This window comes from Paraburkholderia sp. GAS32 (assembly GCF_050434225.1).
Taxonomy (GTDB): Bacteria; Pseudomonadota; Gammaproteobacteria; order Burkholderiales; family Burkholderiaceae; genus Paraburkholderia; species Paraburkholderia madseniana.
Genome location: NZ_JBNPVS010000009.1, coordinates 1 through 18254 on the forward strand (window position 1 = coordinate 1; position 18254 = coordinate 18254).

At 62.4% G+C, this 18254-nt stretch carries 17 protein-coding genes; 2 read left to right on the forward strand and 15 right to left on the reverse strand.

Annotation, left to right across the window (positions count from 1 at the left end; translation table 11 throughout):
• Positions 1-199 precede the first annotated feature (199 nt).
• From P3T25_RS13125 to P3T25_RS13160, 8 genes are all read right to left on the reverse strand, one after another.
• Positions 200-1483 carry a dienelactone hydrolase family protein gene (locus P3T25_RS13125; RefSeq protein WP_171925119.1) on the reverse strand — a complete coding sequence of 428 codons (1284 nt, stop codon included), beginning with the start codon at positions 1481-1483 and terminating at the stop codon, positions 200-202.
• Positions 1484-2071: 588 nt separating this feature from the next.
• Entirely contained in the window at positions 2072-2521 is a 450-nt protein-coding gene (locus P3T25_RS13130; RefSeq protein WP_171925120.1) for a YchJ family protein, read from the reverse strand.
• A 7-nt stretch (positions 2522-2528) separates the two neighbouring features.
• A complete protein-coding gene (locus P3T25_RS13135; RefSeq protein WP_171925121.1) occupies positions 2529-3659 on the reverse strand; it encodes an acyl-CoA dehydrogenase family protein in 1131 nt (376 codons plus the stop codon).
• Positions 3660-3707: 48 nt separating this feature from the next.
• Entirely contained in the window at positions 3708-4385 is a 678-nt protein-coding gene (locus tag P3T25_RS13140) for an SDR family oxidoreductase (protein ID WP_171925122.1), read from the reverse strand.
• 39 nt (positions 4386-4424) lie between these two features.
• Positions 4425-5618 (reverse strand): acetyl-CoA C-acetyltransferase, encoded by a 1194-nt coding sequence (locus P3T25_RS13145; RefSeq protein WP_154564103.1) that lies wholly within the window; start codon positions 5616-5618, stop codon positions 4425-4427.
• Positions 5619-5625: 7 nt separating this feature from the next.
• Complete coding sequence (gene can / locus P3T25_RS13150; RefSeq protein ID WP_154564192.1) at positions 5626-6402, reverse strand: carbonate dehydratase; 777 nt, start codon at positions 6400-6402, stop codon at positions 5626-5628.
• A gap of 94 nt (positions 6403-6496) precedes the next feature.
• Complete coding sequence (gene aceK, locus P3T25_RS13155; RefSeq protein WP_171925195.1) at positions 6497-8326, reverse strand: bifunctional isocitrate dehydrogenase kinase/phosphatase; 1830 nt, start codon at positions 8324-8326, stop codon at positions 6497-6499.
• Between the two features lie 86 nt (positions 8327-8412).
• Positions 8413-8817 (reverse strand): MerR family transcriptional regulator, encoded by a 405-nt coding sequence (locus P3T25_RS13160; RefSeq protein WP_054035656.1) that lies wholly within the window; start codon positions 8815-8817, stop codon positions 8413-8415.
• A 188-nt stretch (positions 8818-9005) separates the two neighbouring features.
• Between P3T25_RS13160 and P3T25_RS13165 the strand changes: the two genes are divergently transcribed.
• On the forward strand, positions 9006-10076 hold the full coding sequence (locus P3T25_RS13165) for an MBL fold metallo-hydrolase (RefSeq protein WP_171925123.1): 1071 nt from the start codon (positions 9006-9008) through the stop codon (positions 10074-10076).
• An 85-nt stretch (positions 10077-10161) separates the two neighbouring features.
• Here P3T25_RS13165 and P3T25_RS13170 read toward each other — a convergent pair whose 3' ends face one another.
• The 6 genes from P3T25_RS13170 to argS form a co-directional block, all read right to left on the reverse strand.
• Positions 10162-11748: an ABC transporter substrate-binding protein gene (locus tag P3T25_RS13170; protein ID WP_429358194.1), complete on the reverse strand. Its 1587-nt coding sequence runs from the start codon at positions 11746-11748 to the stop codon at positions 10162-10164.
• Positions 11749-11982: 234 nt separating this feature from the next.
• Entirely contained in the window at positions 11983-12816 is an 834-nt protein-coding gene (locus tag P3T25_RS13175) for a helical backbone metal receptor (RefSeq protein WP_429358195.1), read from the reverse strand.
• A 3-nt stretch (positions 12817-12819) separates the two neighbouring features.
• Positions 12820-13593, reverse strand: a complete 774-nt coding sequence (locus P3T25_RS13180; protein WP_171925126.1) for an SDR family oxidoreductase — start codon at positions 13591-13593, stop codon at positions 12820-12822.
• Positions 13594-13609: 16 nt separating this feature from the next.
• Positions 13610-14248, reverse strand: coding sequence for a thiol:disulfide interchange protein DsbA/DsbL (locus P3T25_RS13185; protein ID WP_429358196.1), 639 nt, complete (start codon positions 14246-14248; stop codon positions 13610-13612).
• A gap of 184 nt (positions 14249-14432) precedes the next feature.
• The gene (locus P3T25_RS13190; RefSeq protein ID WP_154564115.1) at positions 14433-15251 is read right to left on the reverse strand and encodes an SPOR domain-containing protein; all 819 of its coding nucleotides are present in this window, start codon (positions 15249-15251) and stop codon (positions 14433-14435) included.
• A 61-nt stretch (positions 15252-15312) separates the two neighbouring features.
• Positions 15313-17103, reverse strand: coding sequence for an arginine--tRNA ligase (gene argS, locus P3T25_RS13195; RefSeq protein ID WP_429358197.1), 1791 nt, complete (start codon positions 17101-17103; stop codon positions 15313-15315).
• A 451-nt stretch (positions 17104-17554) separates the two neighbouring features.
• Between argS and P3T25_RS13200 the strand changes: the two genes are divergently transcribed.
• Positions 17555-17881: a DUF1840 domain-containing protein gene (locus tag P3T25_RS13200; RefSeq protein WP_054035663.1), complete on the forward strand. Its 327-nt coding sequence runs from the start codon at positions 17555-17557 to the stop codon at positions 17879-17881.
• A 132-nt stretch (positions 17882-18013) separates the two neighbouring features.
• Here the strand turns inward: P3T25_RS13200 and P3T25_RS13205 are convergent, their stop codons facing one another.
• Complete coding sequence (locus P3T25_RS13205; RefSeq protein ID WP_154564119.1) at positions 18014-18223, reverse strand: acid-shock protein; 210 nt, start codon at positions 18221-18223, stop codon at positions 18014-18016.
• Positions 18224-18254: the final 31 nt, after the last annotated feature.

Sequence of the window (18254 nt, forward strand, 5' to 3'; positions counted from 1 at the left end):
CCACTTAGCATTAGCGGTTTGAGCTGCTTTCTCTTGCCTACTTCTCTTTGCAGCCGGCAAAGAGAAGTAGGTGCCGCCCCGCACAGGGGCAACGCTAATAGACCACTAACAAATCAAGGAAAGGCCAAAGCCCTAAGAACACAGACAGGAAGCGCCGCGCAGGCAACCAAACAAGCGCCGCGAAGGCAAACCTAAACCGTCAATTCCGGCTAGCAATAGCCCGCCGATCACCAGCAGATCCAACTGCCGACGAAGAACCAGAATCCGCCGTCTGCGAAGACCCACTCCCCCATACAACGGAGTTGTCCACCGCATACAACCGGCAAGGCGCCGAACTCTGCTTCTGGCAATTCGCAATAGCAACCGACATCGGATTATCACCACCTTCCGCCCATGACCAGGCCCCCGAATCCGACACAGCAAACGCCCGGCTAGGATACTGATGCAAGAAGTTGCGATAACCATTACGTCCGGCTTCATCAACAAACGGAACAGAGTCGACTGCATCAACAGCAGCAAAACCGCTCGCCTTCGGCGCCGAAGGATCCTCGACCCGATACTGCACACCCGTAGGCATCCCAACGCGGGCAAGAAACGCCTCGACAGCAGGCCACCAGATCTGCACGCCATCGCGGTCGCCCACGAGCCGATGCGCGTCATTCTTGTAGTTGCCGAAATCCACCATCTTCGCGCTCGCGCCGTGCGCGGCAAACGCGGTATACATGCCGGCCACCAGCGGTGCGGTCCACACCGAATCGTTATCGCCGTACAACCACAGCGACGGCACCTTCGTTTTCTCGCCATACGTGCCAAATGCGCGCGTCAGGTTACCCTGCCAGTCGGCGCACGCGTCCTGCCGCAACCCGCCCGAAAAATTGATCAAGGCCCGCACGCCAGTCGCAGCTTCGGTGCCGTATGCCATCGTCGCGAGACCGCCGTGCGAGGTGCCGGCCACTACGATGTGCGTGGCATCCACGTACGGCTGCTTCGACATGAATTGGATCGTCGCGGCCACGTCGCCGGCCTGGCCGACGCCATTGCGTTCGACGTCGCAACCGTCCTGCTGATACGTGCCGTCCGAATGGCCGAAGCCCTGGCGGTTCGGCGCCACCACCACGTAGCCGCGGCGCACGAATTCGCGCGCGAACGGCCGCGGGTCGCTGCGTTCCTGCGTGCGCGGGTCGCCGGGAATCTTGCCGTGGTTGAAAACGATCATCGGAAACGGGCCTGCGCCGTCCGGTTTGTAGATCGTGGTTTCGAGTGTGACGGTGCCGGCAGCGTTAACCGGCACGCGGATGATCTGTTCGTTGAGGCCTGCGGTGGGTAGATAGACGTCGTCGTCGAGTGCGATTCGCGGCACGTGCGCGCGGGTGAGAGGTCCCGCCTGGGTGTCGGCGAGCGGCTCGGCATGCGCGAGTGCGACGGCGCACATCGCCGTTGCAAACGTCACCGCACACTTCGTCAGAACCTTGCTGAACACCATTGACGCACCTGCCTCAAAAACCTGCCCTTAACACCGTGACGTTTTGTCTGTCGAATGCTGTCGCTGACAATTGCCTTTCATCGGCGTTTTCGACAAACAAAAACACACTCGCGTACGTAGTGCGCCAAGCGCACGCACGCTGATCGAGATCGCACGGGATGAACCCAAACGGCCGACGCGACCCCACGCGCCGATGATGAGCGCCACACATGCTGCCCGGAACCGCTGCCGAACCCTTACCGGTGGGCTATCGACAGCTACCTGCGCATCTTGCGGAAGCGGTATGGACCTGTTCTCGCAACGTGGCGTCACAAACCTACGGCCTCATCCTGGCACGACAATTTTGTTTTGTGCAATAAAGGAGAACCCGCGACGGAATAATTGCCGGGTGCGGATCAGGATGCGTTCGTCCCCCCCAGAGGCTGCAAAGCGCCTGTCTCGCGGTGCTTGGCTGCACGAAGTAATTTGTCGAAATACGCGCGCTGTGGTGTCGAGCCAACACGAAAAAAAGGCCCTCGTTTGAGGGCCATATGTGATGACGGTGTTATTGCGCGCCGCTAAGCGGTGTAAGGCTTTCGAAGGTACGGCTTATTCGTTTACGTCACCGTCGACATAGCGCCAGCGTCCGTCCTCACCGCGTACGAAGCGGCTCAGTTCGTGCAACCGGTGGGCGCGGCCACCTACCTTGTATCGTGCGACGAATTCGACGGTCGCATGATCGGCGCTGGTTTCAGCGAAGGACTTGATCTGCAGTCCGAGCCAACGCGGTGCGTCGGGGGCGGCAGGGTTGGCGTCGAGATCCGCGGGGCAGGTGTGCGGCGCCCAGGTCGCGCGCAAATAATCCGTTGCGCCCACAACATACGCGCTGTAACGCGAGCGCATCAGTTCGAGCGCGCGCGGCGCTGTTTCACCGCCATCGATATAGCGGCCACAGCATTGCGCGAAGCGCGGTGGTTTGGCGCCGCTGCGCTGATCGGGCGCGGCGCCGCCGCAGGGGCAGTCGGACGGTCGTTGCATTGACAACAATGGCTTATTCATCAGACTTTCAGGCAAGACCACGGGCGATCAAAATTTTCTGGATGTCGCTGGTGCCTTCGTAGATCTGGCACACGCGCACATCGCGGTAGATGCGTTCGACGGGGAAGTCGCTCAGATAGCCGTAGCCGCCATGAATCTGCAATGCTGCCGAGCAGATGCGCTCGGCGGCTTCGGATGCAAACAGCTTGGCCATCGCGGCTTCGGTCAGGCAAGGCTGCCCGGCGTCTTTCAGCGAAGCCGCGTGCCAGATCAACTGGCGCGCGGCTTCGAGCTGGGTCGCCATATCGGCGAGGCGGAATTGCACGGCCTGGTGCGAAAACAGCGGCTGGCCGAAGCTCTCGCGCTCCTTCGCATACCCCAACGCCGCCTCGAACGCGGCGCGCGCCATGCCGACGCTTTGCGCCGCGATACCGATGCGCCCGCCTTCGAGCCCCGATAGCGCAATCCGATATCCTTCGCCTTCCGCGCCGATCAGGTTGGCGGCCGGCACGCGGCAATCTTCGAAAATAATCTGCGCGGTGTCCGACGAATGCTGACCGAGCTTTTCTTCGACTCGCGCGACGACGTACCCCTTCGTATCGGTGGGCACGATGAACGCGCTGATGCCGCGCTTGCCCGCCGCCTTGTCGGTCACGGCCATCACGATCGCGACGTTGCCGTTCTTGCCGCTCGTGATGAACTGTTTGACGCCGTTCAACACGTAGCTGTCGCCATCACGTGTCGCGGTGGTGCGCAGCGCGGAGGCGTCCGAACCCGCTTGCGGTTCGGTCAGGCAAAACGCGCCGAGCATCTCGCCGCGCGCGAGCGGCGTGAGCCAGTCGCGTTTCTGCGCGTCGTTGCCATAGGTCAGCAGAATGCTGCACACCGGACAGTTGTTGACCGAGATCGCGGTCGAGGTGCCGCCGTCGCCCGCTGCGATTTCTTCGAGGATCAGCGCGAGCGCCAACGCGTCCATGCCGGCGCCGCCGTATGCTTCGGGGACCAGCACGCCATACGCGCCGAGTTCGGCGAGCTGGCGATGCACGTCCTTCGGAAAGGTGCGCTCGCGGTCCCATTGCGCCGCGTGCGGCGTAACGGCTTCGCGGACAAACGTGCGCACCGCGTCGCGGACCATCAGATGATCCTGATCAAGCACCATGGCTCGGTCTCCTCATTAGTCTCCCCACCTGTCTCTTCGCCAATATCTTCACCATTCGAGCGCCGTGCCGTCGTATTGGTAGAAGCGACCGTTGAATGCTTCATGTGCTGCCGCGGCCTGCGCAAGCACTTCACGCATGCCCGTGACGCTGCGCGCCGGATCGATCGCCGCTTGCGCGCCACCCATATCGGTGCGCACCCAGCCAGGATGCAGCGAAATACAGGTTGCGCGCGTGGCGTCCAGTGAAGCGATCTTCAGCGCGTCGTTCAGCGCAGCCTTACTCGCCCGATACAGCCAGCCGGTCGTGCCGCTTGCGTCGCCGATGCTACCCATCTTGCTCGAGATCACCGCGAACACGCCGCCCGCTTCTTCGACGAGCGGCAGCAGGATCGGCATCAACTGCATCGGACCGCGCACGTTGGTATGCATGACCTGGTCGAAGTCTTCCGACGTAATCGTCTCGATGTCCTCGGTGCGTGGCCCGTACACGCCGGACACCAGCACCGCCGCGTCGAGCCGTTCGCCGTCGAGCTTCCAGCCGAGCGCGGCGATTTCTTCGGGTGCGGTGACGTCGAGTGAAAAGGTCTCCGCGCCGAGCGCCTTCAGCGCGTCGAGCGCGGCGCCGTCGCGCGCGGTGGCGAGCACGCGCCAGCCGCTCTTCATGTACTGCCGCACGAACTCCTGGCCGATGCCACGCGACGCACCGACGATCAACACTGTCTTCATCGAATCACCTCAAGCTTGCAAACGCCTGGTAACAGCGCGTCAAACCAGTTCAATGCCCATCGCGGTCGCTTCGCCGCCGCCGATACACAGCGTCGCGACACCGCGCTTCAGACCGCGATTTTTCAACGCCCCGATCAGCGTGACGAGAATCCGCGCGCCCGAAGCGCCGATCGGATGGCCGAGCGCGCAGGCGCCGCCGTTCACGTTGACCTTGTCGTGCGGCAGGTGATGTTCCTTCATCGCAGCCATCGTGACCACCGCGAACGCCTCGTTGACCTCGTAGAGATCCACTTCGTCGGCGCGCCAGCCGTTCTTCTCGAACAGCTTGCGAATCGCACCGACCGGTGCTGTGGTGAACTTCGCCGGTTCCTGAGCGAAGGTGGAGTGGCCGACCACACGAGCAAGCGGTTCGACGCCGAGACGCTTCGCGGTCGATTCACGCATCATCACGAGCGCCGCGGCGCCGTCGGAAATCGACGACGAGTTCGCCGCCGTCACCGTGCCGGTTTTGCTGAACGCGGGCTTGAGCGTCGGAATCTTGTCGAGGTTCGCCTTGAACGGCTGCTCGTCGTGATCGATGGTCACGTCGCCCTTGCGGCTTTCCACCTTCACCGGCGCGATTTCCCATGTGAACGAGCCGTCTTCATTCGCGCGCTTCGCACGATTCAGGGACTCGACGGCGAACGCATCCTGCGCTTCACGCGTGAAGTCGAACGAGGCCGCGCATTCCTCGGCGAAGGTGCCCATCAGACGGCCCTTTTCGTAGGCGTCTTCGAGGCCGTCGTAGAACATGTGGTCGATCACCTGGCCGTGGCCCATGCGCATGCCGTTACGTGCCTTGGGCAACAGATACGGCGCGTTCGTCATGCTTTCCATGCCGCCCGCGACGATCACGTCGACCGAGCCCGCGGCCAGCATGTCGTGCGCGAACATCGCCGCGCGCATGCCGGAGCCGCACATCTTGTTGACGGTCGTGCTGCCGGTGCTCAAAGGCAAACCGGCGCCGAGCGCGGCCTGACGCGCGGGCGCCTGGCCGAGGCCTGCGGGCAGCACGCAACCCATTACCACTTCGTCGATCTGCTCAGGCTTCAACCCGGCGCGTTGCACGGCGGCTTCGATTGCAACCGAGCCCAACTGCGGCGCGGTTAGCGTTGCGAAATCGCCCTGAAATGCCGCCATCGGCGTACGGGCCACACCTACGATTACGATCGGATCAGACTTTGTCTCGCTCATGTTTGTCTCACTCGTGTTTAAGCTGTTTGATCACACCTTCGACGATGGCCGGCACGTCGCCGAGCTGGGCCGCTTCGGCGGCCGCCGCATCGTTGTCCTCCTGGTACGCACCGCCGGCCGATACGGCCGCGATGCAGCGCTTGTAGGTTGCATCGAGCGCCGCGGGGTCGTTGATTGTCATGCCGAGGTCGCGCACCTTGCCGTCATGCACGCCATATACCCAGCCGTGTACGGTCAGTTCCTGGCCGCGTGCCCACGCGTCGTTGATGATGGTGGTCCGGCATACGTTCATGACCTGTTCGATCGCATTCAGTTCGACCAGCCGCCGATGGCGCGCCTCACCAAGCGGCCATTCTTCGATCAGCGCAGCATGCTTGGTGCGCACGTCCTGCACGTGATGCAGCCAGTTATCCGCGAGACCCACGCGCCGGCCGTGCAGCGCCGCGCCGACGCCCGAGCAGCCATAGTGACCCACCACCATGATGTGCTTGACCTTCAGCAGATCGACGGCGAACTGGATCACCGACAGGCAGTTCAGATCCGTGTGCACCACCACGTTGGCGATATTTCTGTGCACGAACACTTCGCCCGGAGGCAGGCCGATGATCTGGTTGGCCGGCACGCGCGAATCGGAACAGCCGATCCACAGATATTCGGGTGTCTGCTGGTGCGCGAGGCGCGAGAAGTACTCCGGGTCTTCGGACAGCTTGCGGGCCACCCACGCGTCGTTGTTGTCGAACAGGTGGGCAAGCGGATTGGCAGCGGGAGAAGCGTTCGTGTTCATGTTGAGTCTGGGCGGTTGCTCGACCGATTGACCGGTCGATGTCGTTGCATAAGGTTCGGACGATGCATTCAACGATGCGGGCAGCGCATAGTGCTTACGCCACGCGCACGGTGCGTTCATCTGCCTGGTTCTCCGGTAGTCCGGACGCCGTATCGGCGAATCGTTCCGGATAGCGGATGCAGAAGCGCACGCTGCTGTCGTACGGGAAAAAGTCGGGCAGTTCGCCTTTCAATAGATGATCCTTGTGCCGTTGCCACAGCGCTGGATCGAAGAAGTCCGCGTGATGCTGCATGAAGGACCGGCGCACGCGTGGATCGCCGAGCAGAAACGTGCCGTATGTCTCCGGGAAAATGTCGTGCGGGCCGACCGAGTACCACGGCTCGCCCGACATTTCGTCTTCCTCGTAACGTGGCGCCGGCACCGCGCGCACGTTGCATTCCGTCAGGTATTCGATTTCATCGTAGTCGTAGAACACGACGCGGCCGTGACGCGTCACGCCGAAGTTCTTGTACAGCATGTCGCCAGGGAAGATGTTCGCCTGCATCAATTCCTTGATCGCGTTGCCGTATTCCTTGATGCCGTGCTCGACGTCCTCGTCGCTGCCGTTTTGCAGGAACAGATTGAGCGGCACCATTCGGCGTTCGATATACATGTGACGAATCACCAGGTTGTCGCCGTCGTATTCGATCAAGGACGGCACTTCCTTTTCTAGTTCGCGCAGCAGTGCTTCGTCGAGCCGCGAAATGGGCAGCGCGACGCTCGAATATTCGAGCGTGTCGGCCATCCGGCCCAAACGGTCATGACGCTTGACGAGCTGATACTTCCGCTGGATCTGCTCGCGCGTGGTTTCCTTCGGCGGCGGAAAGTGATCTTTGATCAGCTTGAATACGTACGGAAACGAAGGCAGCGTGAACACCAGCATCACGAGCCCCTTGATGCCGGGCGCGATGATGAATGGATCGCTGGAATGCTTCAGATGGTGCAGCAGATCGCGATAGAACAGATTCTTGCCCTGCTTCTGCAAACCCACCGACGTATAGATTTCCGCCTTCGGTTTGCCCTGCATGATCGTGCCGAGAAATTCGACGTAAGCGGACGGCACTTCCATGTCCACGAGGAAGTACGAATGCGAGAAGCTGAAGATGATCAGCAACTGGTCGCGTTTGAGCAGCACCGTATCGAGTGCAAGCACGCCGGGTTTTACGTGGCGCAGTGGCACCGCGAATGGCAGCAACAAATCGCCGTTGATGATCCGTCCAACGATATACGCCGACTTGTTCCGATAAAACAGTGACGAAAGCACGTGAATCTGGAAGTTGGGCGCTTCGTCGAACACGCCGAACGCATCGTGGATCGCCTGCATCACGCATTCGACGTCGCGCGTCAGATCCTCAAACGGCGGCTCCAACTGGAAGTTCGTGACGATGCGCTCGAGCGTCGCGGCAAGACCGTCCTTGCCGGGGTAATACGCACGATAGGTCGGCTTCGCCGCCGGTTCGTCATTCTCGATGTATTCGGTCGAGATCGCCGGGCGTACGAAAATAAAGTCGTTGTTGAAATACGAACGGTGCAGGATCTTGCAGCACACCGAATTGAAGAACGTCTCCGCGCACTCGGGCTGACGGTGCGTGGTCAGGAGGCCGATGTAGTGGAGCTTGATCTGCTGCCACACTTCGTCGTCGATATTTTCGGCGTCGTATTCGTCTTCGAGCAGTTCGACGCACTCCTCGACGCGATCGTCATACGAGGTGATGCGCTCGCGCGCCAGCGTTTGCAGGCCATGCCAGTCGGCAGCTTCGAAGAGCGTTTTGGCATGGATCGCGGCGTCACGGAAGATGCGGTAGTGCCGATCGAATCCTTCGAGCATCGTCTGGGCGACGTCAAAGCCGATCTGTGACGACAGCAGTTTGGGAAAGTGATTCATGTCGGCCGTGCATTTGTCCCATGTCATGAAGACACCCGTGATTGTATCGTCCGGGTGCACCCGCGGCGCGTCGCGCCGTTCTCCGCTCAGGCGGACCTGGTCTCGCGTGAACCGCCTTCCAGCAGCGCGCGCGCCTGGGTTTCGTACTGCGCGAGGTCTTCGAGCGTCGCGTTCAGATCTTCCAGTTGACGTTCGAGCACGTCGCGATGGCGCGCCACCGTGGCAAGGAAGGCCTGCAATTGCGGCACGGTGTCGGTCGGCGACTCGTAGACGTCGAGCAGATCGCGGATCTCCGACAGCGTGAAGCCGAGCCGTTTGCCGCGCAGCGTGAGCTTCAGGCGGGTGCGGTCGCGGCCCGAATAGACGCGCCGCAAGCCGCTCGATCCCTCACGGCTGGGCGAGAGTAAACCCTGGTCTTCGTAGAAGCGGATCGCCCGCGGCGTGACGTCGAATTCCCGCGCGAGCTCGGTGATCGTGTATTGCGTGTTCATCGGGGCATCCCGTAGCCGGGCAGAAAATCGGATTGAACGATAGAATCGACGTTTACGTTATCGTCAACTTGATCGAAACGCAACTACGGCGCAATACGGCACCGGCATGTCCTGGCCGGGCCGCAACCACGCCGTCCGGCATCGCATACCTCGCCATGCCGGATGGCCGACGGAGGAAGACAACCACAATGAATGCACTCGAACATCAACTCGACTACCCGTTCAACGACACCTTGCCCGAAGCGGGCCAGACGATGGAAGTCGCGCCCGGCGTGTTCTGGCTGCGCATGCCGCTGCCGTTTGCACTCGACCACATCAATCTGTGGCTGCTACGCGATGAGATCGACGGTCAAGAAGGGTGGACGGTAGTCGACTGCGGCATTACGTCGGACACGATCAAGGAGAACTGGGAGAAAGTGTTCGACTCGGTGCTCGACGGCCTGCCGGTACTGCGCGTGATCGTCACGCATTGCCACCCGGATCACATCGGCCTCGCGCACTGGATCTGCAGCGGCGGCGACAAGAAGCGCTGGAATGTGCGTTTGTGGATGACGCTCGGCGAATACATGCAAGCCCGTGTAATGGCGGCGGGTGACGGTTCGAATGCGGGCGGCGAGGGCGCAGCGCGCCACTTCGCACGTCACGGCTTGAACGACGAGACGTCGCTCGAGAAACTGCGCAATCGCACGAGCTACTACTCGAGCCTCGTGCCAGCGATTCCTGGGCAGTACCGCCGCCTGCGCGAAGCCGATGGCGTGAAGATCGGTGGCAAAACGTGGCGCGTGGTAACGGGCTTCGGCCATTCGCCGGAACACTGCGCGTTGCATTGCGAAGAGACGGGCACGCTGATCTCCGGCGACATGGTGCTGCCACGTATTTCGACCAACGTCTCGGTGTTCGACATGGAGCCCGAAAGCACGCCGCTCGCGCTGTATCTGGAATCGCTCGGCCGCTACGAGACGATGCCTGAAGACACGCTCGTGCTGCCGTCGCATGGCAAGCCGTTTCGCGGTGTGCGTACGCGTATCAAGCAACTGCGCGAGCATCATGACGCGCGTCTGGCTGAAGTGCGCGAGGCCTGTGCGGAGAAACCGCAGAGCGCTGCGGATATCGTGCCGTTGATGTTCAAGCGCCAACTCGACATCCATCAGATGACGTTCGCGATGGGCGAGGCGTTGGCGCACTTGCATCTGCTGTGGCTGGCCGGCGAGTTGAAGCGCACGCAGGATGCGGATGGGGTGATCCGGTTTTCGGCGTGATCGCGTCGACAGGTTGATACGTCGATAAAAAAAGCCCGGTTGCGAAAAGCAACCGGGCTTTTTTTTAAAGCGGCGTGGCGGAAGCTTACTGCACCGCCACCGTCCCAAAGTTCTGCCGTCCGAACGGACTCACGTGATAGCCGCTCACGCTCGTACGCGTGATGGCCGCTGCGGTCGGATAACCCAGCGGAATCCACAGCGCCTGATCGTGGATGATCTGCTGCGCCTGTTCATACGCTTTCGCGCGTTTGGCCTGATCGGGCGTGGTCTTGCCGTCAGCAATCAGCTTGTCCAGATCCTGATCGCAGAAGCGCGCGAAATTGATCCCGGACTTCACCGCATTGCAACTGAAGAGCGGTGACAGATAGTTGTCCGGATCGCCGTTATCGCCGGCCCAGCCCATGAACAGCGTGTCATGCTGGCCTTGTTTGGCCTGCTTGATCAGCTCGCCCCATTCGATCACCTTCACATCCGCCTTCACGCCGATCTTGGCGAAGTCGGCTTGCAGCAGTTCGGCGCCGGCCTTCGGGTTCGGGTTCAGCACGCTGCCGTTCGGACGCACCCAGATCGTCGTTTCGAAACCATTCGGATAGCCCGCGTCGGCTAGCAGCTTCTTTGCCTTCACCGGATCGTACGGCCACGCTTTCACGCCCTTGTCATAGCTCCACGTGTTCGGCGGATACGGATTGACGGCCGGCGTCGCGGTGTTGTCGAAGATCGCTTTCAGATAGGTGGTGCGGTCGAACGCCATGTTCAGGGCCGCGCGCACCTTCTGATTGTCGAGCGGCTTCTTCTGCGTGTTCAGGGCGACGAACGCGGTCATGAAGGCCGGCGTCTGCACGATGGCGAGCGACTTATCCTCCTTCGCTTCGGCGAGATCCTGCGGCTTCGGCGACAGCGCGATCTGGCATTCGCCGGCCTTCACCTTTTGCGCGCGCACCGTGGCGTCCGGCGTGATCGCGTAGATCAGACGGTCGATCTTCGGTTTCGCGCCCCAGTACGTCGGGTTCACGTCGTAGCGGATCACCGCGTCTTTCGTGTAGCTCTTCAATTCGAACGGACCGGTGCCGATCGGCTTCGAATTCAGGTCGACCTGTTTGCCGGCCTTGAGCAACTGGTCGGCGTATTCAGCCGAATAGATCGAAGCGAAACCCATCGTCAGGATCGAAACGAAGGTTGCGTCCGGTGCGTTCAGTTCGAACTTGACGGTGTTGTCGTCGACCTTGCTGATCGACTTGATGAGCTTCGGCAAGCCCATCGATTGCGCGTGCGGGAAGCCGCTCGCGCCCGCCACTTTGTGCCACGGATTGCTGTCGTTGAGCATCCGGTCGAACGTGAAGACGACGTCGTCGGCATTCAGCGCGCGGGTTGGCTTGAAGTAGTCGGTGGTCTGGAACTGCACGTTCGGGCGCAGGTGGAACGTGTAGGTGAGGCCGTCGGCGCTGACGTCCCACTTGTCGGCCAGCGCGGGTACAACTTTCTTCGCGGCCTCGTCGTACGAGACCAGCGAATTGAAGATCACGTCGGCCGACGCATTGGTCGTCACGAGCGAATTGAACTGCACGACATCGAAGCCGTCGGGGCTCGACTCGGTGCAGACGGTCAGCGGTTTGGCGAGCACGAGCGCGGGCGCCGTGAACAGTACGGCGGCTGCGAGCAGTTTGAAGCGCATAGGATCTCCCATAACAAGCGCAGTCAGGCGGTGCGTCTGGTTGTGTGGTTATGTTCCGTTGACGGGTGGCGACCGGTCTGGCCGTCGTCTTTATTGTGATACGTTTCCGGCGCTGGCGCATGGTTTGGCTGCTGCGCTACATGCACGTCCTCGCCTTCGCGAAAGCTTATCGAAGGGTGGTTGCGGCGACAACAATTTAATCCGCATATCCATATGGGTTGAGCGTGTTGTCGCTCATGACGCAGCCGCGCGCTGCAACAGATAGCCAATGCCTTCGATGGCGCGCACGCCGTACCACGACACCATCTCCCCATCGATCAGCTCAATGTGCTTGCCGGCCAGACGCGGGTCACGCTTCAGCGCGTCGCAATGTGCTTGTGTGAAGCGATAGGGCTCGCTGGAGAGCAGTATGCGATCGACGTCGGCAAGCCACGGCGCGTGGTCAAAGTCGAGCGCGGGATAACGCGCTGCGCCTGCCGCGCCGCCTTCCGCGTCAGGCAGCGTCTGCCAGTTCACGAGCCTCAGCATCGCGGCGATATAGGTATCGCGTGCCACCGTCATCCATGGCTCGCGCCAGATCAGATACAACACGTTTTGCCTGGGAAACACCTGTGCGGCGGCCTCATGCAGACGTATTTCGAGCGCCTCGCTCAGGCGTTGCGCTTCTTGCTCGCGGTCGAAGATCGCGCCCAGCAACGCGTACAGCGAGAGATTGTCCTGCGGTGTCTGCGGATGGGTCACGACGATATGCGGCACGAACGTGCGCAATTGCTCGACGGTATCGCGCTCGTTTTCGTCGATATTGACGATCAGATGGGTGGGCCGCAATGCACGAATTGCGTCGACATTCACGGCCTTGGTGCCGCCGACCTTGCGCACCTGCCGCACCTTGTCGCGGGGATGCACGCAAAAACCGGTGCGCCCGACAATCTGCCTGTCGAGCCCCAGAGCGAACAGCAATTCGGTGATGCTCGGCACCAGCGAGACGATGCGGGTAGCGGCACCCCGCGTACCGACGCCCCCCATTTCGTGCGCGACGCCGGCTGCATCGACCGCACGAGGCTGCATGACTTACTCGGTGGCGGCGCGCGGTTTGCGCGGCGCGCGTTCGAAGGCGCGGTCGTAGAGCCAGCGCGGCAGCACGTGCAGCAGCATCGCCACGATGCGCATCTGCCATGGGAACACGGCAAACGCGGTTTGACGCTCGACCGCCCCGGCGACCTTCACCGCGAAGCGGTCGGCGTCCATCAGGAACGGCATGGTGTACGGATTGTGCTCGGTCATCGGCGTGCGGATATACCCGGGGGCGATCGTGACCACGCCGACGCCGAGCGGGCGCATTTCGACGCGCAACGCTTCCAGATACTTGAGCGCAGCCGACTTCGACGCGCTGTACGCGCCTGACCCCGGCAAGCCCCGCACGCTGGCCACGCTGGCGATCCCGACCAGCGTGCCTTTCTTCGCTGCGACCATCGCGGCGGCGAACGGCTCGAAGGTGGCGACCATGCCGAAATAGTTGATATCCATCACTTCGCGGAACGTGCGCAGATCGCCGTGCCCGGTGACCGCACCGCGGCTGATGCCGGCATTGGCAATCACGACGTCCGGCAATCCGTGCTGCGCGATGAACTGCGCAGCCGCTTCGGCGAGCGCCTCGGCGTCGCGGACGTCGACGGAATAGGTGGAGATGGAATTCTGCGGATGGGACTGCTGGAAGGCGGCGAGCGCGTCGCCGCGGCGGGCAACCAGGCCGAGAATCGCGCCGCGCCGCGCATATTCGGCGGCGAGCGCGAGGCCGATGCCACTTGAGGCGCCGGTAATGAAGACCTTCAGGGGGGAGCTCATTCCGGCGCCTTCAACATCACATCTTCTTGGCGCGGATCTGCTGCACCAGGTAGTCGAGTACCTGGGTCGTACCCGGCAGGCTGTTGGTCGCAGCCGGACCGGTTTCATACTTGCCCTGCACGGCCAGCGTCGGCACGCCGTCGATCTTGTAGTCTTCCATCAACTTCTTGTCTTTTTGCAGCGCGCTTTGCGTCGAGAACGAGTTGTACGCGTCCATGTACTTCTTCGGATCGACGCCGTTCTTCGCGAGGAACTTGGCCTGGTCTTCCGGCGTCAGCAGGTAGTTCTTGTTGACGTGGATTTCATTGAAGACCTTCGGCGTGAGTTGCGTAGCGAGGCCGAGTGCGTCGAGCGCGTGGTACATCTTCGAGTGCGGAATGAAGTCGTCGCGGAAGGCAACCGGCACGCGCTTGAACACCACGTCCGGACCTTGCTTCTTCACCCATGCTTCGAGGAACGGGTTGAATTCGTTGCAGTGCGGGCAGCCGTACCAGAAGAATTCGGTGACTTCGATCTTGCCAGCCGGCACGTCCGTAGGTTGCGGCGTGGACAGCACGGTGTAGTCCTTGCCGGAAACCGGCGCGGCCGTCGATGCATGCGCCGTGGCGGTAACCAGGCCCAGCGAGAGGAACAGAATGCTCAGCAGTTTTTTCATGTTGTGTTGACCCAAGTAGGCGGTAAAGCGGTGGCGCCACGCAAATGCCCGTCACCGTTTTCAATGTCGGCGTTAGACGCTCTAGTCGTCCGTTGTGTTTGCCGGTTGTGCTTGTGACCCGCACCGCACGCCAATAGTTCGGCGGCGGCGCGTTCCGGCAAATCACCGTTTGTTTATTGTTTGCTTATTGCTTCGTAAAGCGGATCACGGCTGTATCCACGCCCGCGTCGGACAGACGCTGACGGCTCGAATTCATGTCCTCGAACTTCGAAAACGGGCCGATACGCACACGGTAGTACGTCACGCCGCCCGCATCGCGCTGCGTGACCTTCGATTCGAAGCCCTGGAAGGCGAGACGCGCACGCTGCTGCTCGGCATCGGCCGAGGTCTTGTAGGCGCCCACTTGCAGGAAATAGCCCGTGTTCGCGTCACCCGCTGTCGGCGCCGCGCCCGAACCCGGCTTGGCGTTGGCAGCCGTGGTGGGCGACGTACCCTTCGGCGCGGAGCCTGCCGCGGTGGCGGCCGGTGCGCTTGCGCCTTGCGGCTTTTTCACCGGTCCGCTGGCCGTGCCGTTGCCGTTATCCTGCGCGGGCTTCGGTGCGACTGCCGTGCCGTTCGCATTTCCGTTCGACGGCGGCACTTCGACGATCTGCGGTTCTTCCAGCATGCCCGACTGCGTTTGCGCGTTGGTCTGGCCCGGCGCGGTGTTCGGCGGCGCCGGTTGCGCGGCTTGCGGCACCGGCTGACCCGGCGTCTTGCCTTGCAGCGGACGGTTCGGGTCGTATTGCTGCGCCTGGCTCGCGCCGGTGTCGGGCGCCGCGGGCGGCGCGACCTTCGAGACGAACGGCGTAGGCGCACGGGTGATATACAGCGCCACCACTACCGCGATCGCGAGACCGACGATCAGGCCCAGCACGATGCCGAGAAAAGTCCCCCCGGTTTGTTTCGATTGCGATTGCTTTGTTGTGCGGCGTGGTTTTGCCATCGTATGAATCACCTGCAAAAAGAATCCTGGAACGGCCGTCGATTATAACGACGGCCGCATGCATGTTGCGCCGGAGGACTTACATCTTGACGGGAGCGGAGACGCCGATCGTCGCGAGACCGTTGGCCAGCACCTGACGTGTGGCCGCAAGCAGCGCGACGCGTGCGTTGCGCTCGGCAGCGTCGTCGACCAGCACGCGTTCGGCTCTGTCATTGTAGAACGAGTGGAATTCCCCGGCGAGGTCGCGCAGATAGAACGCGACCGCGTGCGGCGCGAGTTCGCCGGCGGCGTGCTCCAGCATGTCCGGGAACTCGGCGAGCTTGTTCAGCAGGGCCATGGCGCGTTCGCTGGTGAGCGGCGACACGTCCACCGTGGCCAGCGTGCTTTCGTCCGTGCTGTAGCGCGCCTTGCATTCCGCGATGACCGAGCAGATCCGCGCATGCGCATACTGCACGTAGTGCACCGGATTTTCGTCGTTTTGTTTCAACGCCAGGTCGATGTCGAACACGAATTCCGTATCCGCCTTGCGCGAAATCAGGAAGAAGCGCACGGCGTCGCGGCCGCGGCGAATCGTCTCTTCGTCGATCAGGTCGACGGCGGCTTCCGAGCCCGGCGTCGCGCCGCCCGACCATTCGATCAGGTCGCGCACGGTCACATAGCTGCCGGCGCGTTTCGAGATCTTCACCTCTTCGCCGTTGCGCATCACCGTGACCATCTTGTGCAGGATGTAGTCGGGATAGCCCTTCGGAATGCCGATGCCGAGACCTTGCAGGCCGGCGCGCACTCGCGCGATCGTGCCGTGGTGATCCGAGCCCTGAATGTTGATGACCTTGGTGAAGCCGCGTTCCCACTTGGCGACGTGGTAGGCGACGTCCGGCACGAAGTATGTGTAGGTGCCGTCGGTCTTGCGCATCACGCGGTCTTTGTCGTCACCGTCGTCGGTGGTGCGCAGCCACAGCGCGCCTTCCTGTTCGTAGGTTTTGCCGGCGGCGATCAGCGCCGCGACGGTCTTCTCGACCCGGCCTTCCTTGTACAGCGACGACTCGAGGTAGTACTCGTCGAACTTCACGCCAAAGGCCTGCAAGTCCATGTCCTGCTCGCGGCGCAGGTAGGCGACCGCAAAGCGGCGGATCGCTTCGAGGTCGTCGACGTCGGCCGCGCCCGTGACGGGTTCGCCGTCGCTCGCGGCAACGGTGACGCCGTTCAGATAGTCTTTGGCGATGTCGGCGATGTACTCGCCGTTGTACGCCGAGGCCGGCCAGCCTTGGTCGCCTGGGGCGAGGCCGCGGGCGCGGGCCTGGGTCGACAGGGCGAGCGTCTGGATCTGCACGCCGGCGTCGTTGTAATAGAACTCGCGGTGCACGTCCCAGCCTTGCGAGGCCAGCACGTTCGAGAGCGCGTCGCCGAGCGCAGCCTGGCGGCCGTGGCCGACGTGCAGCGGGCCGGTCGGGTTGGCCGAGACGAATTCGATCAGCACATGCTTGCCGGCTTCGCGCTGCGAACGGCCGAAGGCGTCCTTCTCGGCGAACACGGCGGCGATCACCGCCTGCTTGGCGGCGGCCGCGAGGCGCAGGTTGATGAAGCCGGGGCCGGCCACTTCGGCGGCTTCCACGAGACCCAAGGCCCGCGGTTGCGCGAGCAGCGCGTCGACGATCTGTTGCGCCAACTGGCGCGGGTTGGCGCGCAGCGGTTTGGCGAGTTGCATCGCCACGTTGCAGGCGACGTCGCCGTGCGCGGCGACCTTGGGACGCTCCAGCGTGATCGTGGGCGACACGAAGGCGGCTTCGCTCGCGCCTTGGGTTGCGTCAGCAACCTGCTTCACCGTGTCGGCGAGCAGTGTTTCGAGGGTATGTTTATGTGCAGGCAGCATGCTTGTTGCGAGTCCAGTGAGGCAATCCGGTGATGCGGAAGAAGCGGCGGCCGCGCGCGAGGCGCAGCCGATTCGTCAGAAGCGTGGAAAGCGGCAATGCACCGGCCGGGACGCGCCGGGCACTTCGGGGCGTCATCAGGCACGTGGCGTGCCACGCGTCTAGCGCGGTGCGCGGCGCGAGACCAGGACGCTTGCTGCAGCGGCCCGGTGCGGCAGCAGGCGGGGTTGCGGCCAACCGGCCCAGCCACGCCACCTTCACTATGCCGCGCGCGGCGCATTGCGGCGCGCTTTTCCGTCCAGACGGATTTTAGCAGGTGCTAATATGTTCAATGAGATGCCCACCAAGGGCCGTGGCCGCCGTGCCTGATCGGCGTGTCAACGTAACGCGCGCCGACGGCCGGCTTACAAGCCGTTCGCGCGTCAATCCAACATAACGAAAAAGGGAACAGTCATGCTGATTACTTTCAAATGTCGCGCCGCGCCGGACGTGATGATGCTGGAAAATCTCGCTCAATACCTGGTCGGCATCGTCGGCAAGCGCCTGGGTGAGCGTGGTGTCATCACCCACGACGAACTGAGCGTCGCGATCACGAAACTTGAATCGGCGATCAGCGTCGACAAACAGGAACGTGCCGAGCACGACGGCCATTTTCACGAAGGCGAAGACGGCCACGAGCATCATGAGATCCCGCCGGGACTCGCCCAGCGCGCGTATCCGTTTCTCGACATGCTGCGCGCCGCGCAGAAGGAAAACGCGGATATCGTCTGGGGTCTCTGATCCCGCGGCGGTCCGCCGGTGGAGGCGTTCGCCGCGTCTCGCGGTGCTGGTCGTGACGTGTCAATGAAAAGAGCCCGCATTCGCGGGCTCTTTGTCTTTCACGGGTCTTGACGGCCCGTCTGCCGAACCTGCTTACTGGCTGGCGGCGTCCGCCGGAGCGGCCATCGGTGCCGACGCACCCTTCTTAGCTTTCTGCTTCTTGGGCTTCTTGACGTGCTTCTCAGTGGGCGGCGAATACGAACTGACCGCGCTGGAGCCGGCCGGAGCGGCGGGCTGGGCCAGCGCCACCGAGGCGCTTGCGGCGAGCGAAACAGCAGTCAATAACAGCGTCAGCTTCTTCATACGATTTTCTCCGTTGACGATTGCAATTTGA

Bases quoted from the DNA above. Each gene is read 5' to 3' on its own strand.
- P3T25_RS13125 (WP_171925119.1), bottom strand. From the start codon at position 1,483: ATGGTGTTCAGCAAGGTTCTGACGAAGTGTGCGGTGACGTTTGCAACG.
- P3T25_RS13130 (WP_171925120.1), bottom strand. From the start codon at position 2,521: ATGAATAAGCCATTGTTGTCAATGCAACGACCGTCCGACTGCCCCTGC.
- P3T25_RS13135 (WP_171925121.1), bottom strand. From the start codon at position 3,659: ATGGTGCTTGATCAGGATCATCTGATGGTCCGCGACGCGGTGCGCACG.
- P3T25_RS13140 (WP_171925122.1), bottom strand. From the start codon at position 4,385: ATGAAGACAGTGTTGATCGTCGGTGCGTCGCGTGGCATCGGCCAGGAG.
- P3T25_RS13145 (WP_154564103.1), bottom strand. From the start codon at position 5,618: ATGAGCGAGACAAAGTCTGATCCGATCGTAATCGTAGGTGTGGCCCGT.
- can (WP_154564192.1), bottom strand. From the start codon at position 6,402: ATGAACACGAACGCTTCTCCCGCTGCCAATCCGCTTGCCCACCTGTTC.
- aceK (WP_171925195.1), bottom strand. From the start codon at position 8,326: ATGAATCACTTTCCCAAACTGCTGTCGTCACAGATCGGCTTTGACGTC.
- P3T25_RS13160 (WP_054035656.1), bottom strand. From the start codon at position 8,817: ATGAACACGCAATACACGATCACCGAGCTCGCGCGGGAATTCGACGTC.
- P3T25_RS13165 (WP_171925123.1), top strand. From the start codon at position 9,006: ATGAATGCACTCGAACATCAACTCGACTACCCGTTCAACGACACCTTG.
- P3T25_RS13170 (WP_429358194.1), bottom strand. From the start codon at position 11,748: ATGCGCTTCAAACTGCTCGCAGCCGCCGTACTGTTCACGGCGCCCGCG.
- P3T25_RS13175 (WP_429358195.1), bottom strand. From the start codon at position 12,816: ATGCAGCCTCGTGCGGTCGATGCAGCCGGCGTCGCGCACGAAATGGGG.
- P3T25_RS13180 (WP_171925126.1), bottom strand. From the start codon at position 13,593: ATGAGCTCCCCCCTGAAGGTCTTCATTACCGGCGCCTCAAGTGGCATC.
- P3T25_RS13185 (WP_429358196.1), bottom strand. From the start codon at position 14,248: ATGAAAAAACTGCTGAGCATTCTGTTCCTCTCGCTGGGCCTGGTTACC.
- argS (WP_429358197.1), bottom strand. From the start codon at position 17,103: ATGCTGCCTGCACATAAACATACCCTCGAAACACTGCTCGCCGACACG.
- P3T25_RS13200 (WP_054035663.1), top strand. From the start codon at position 17,555: ATGCTGATTACTTTCAAATGTCGCGCCGCGCCGGACGTGATGATGCTG.
- P3T25_RS13205 (WP_154564119.1), bottom strand. From the start codon at position 18,223: ATGAAGAAGCTGACGCTGTTATTGACTGCTGTTTCGCTCGCCGCAAGC.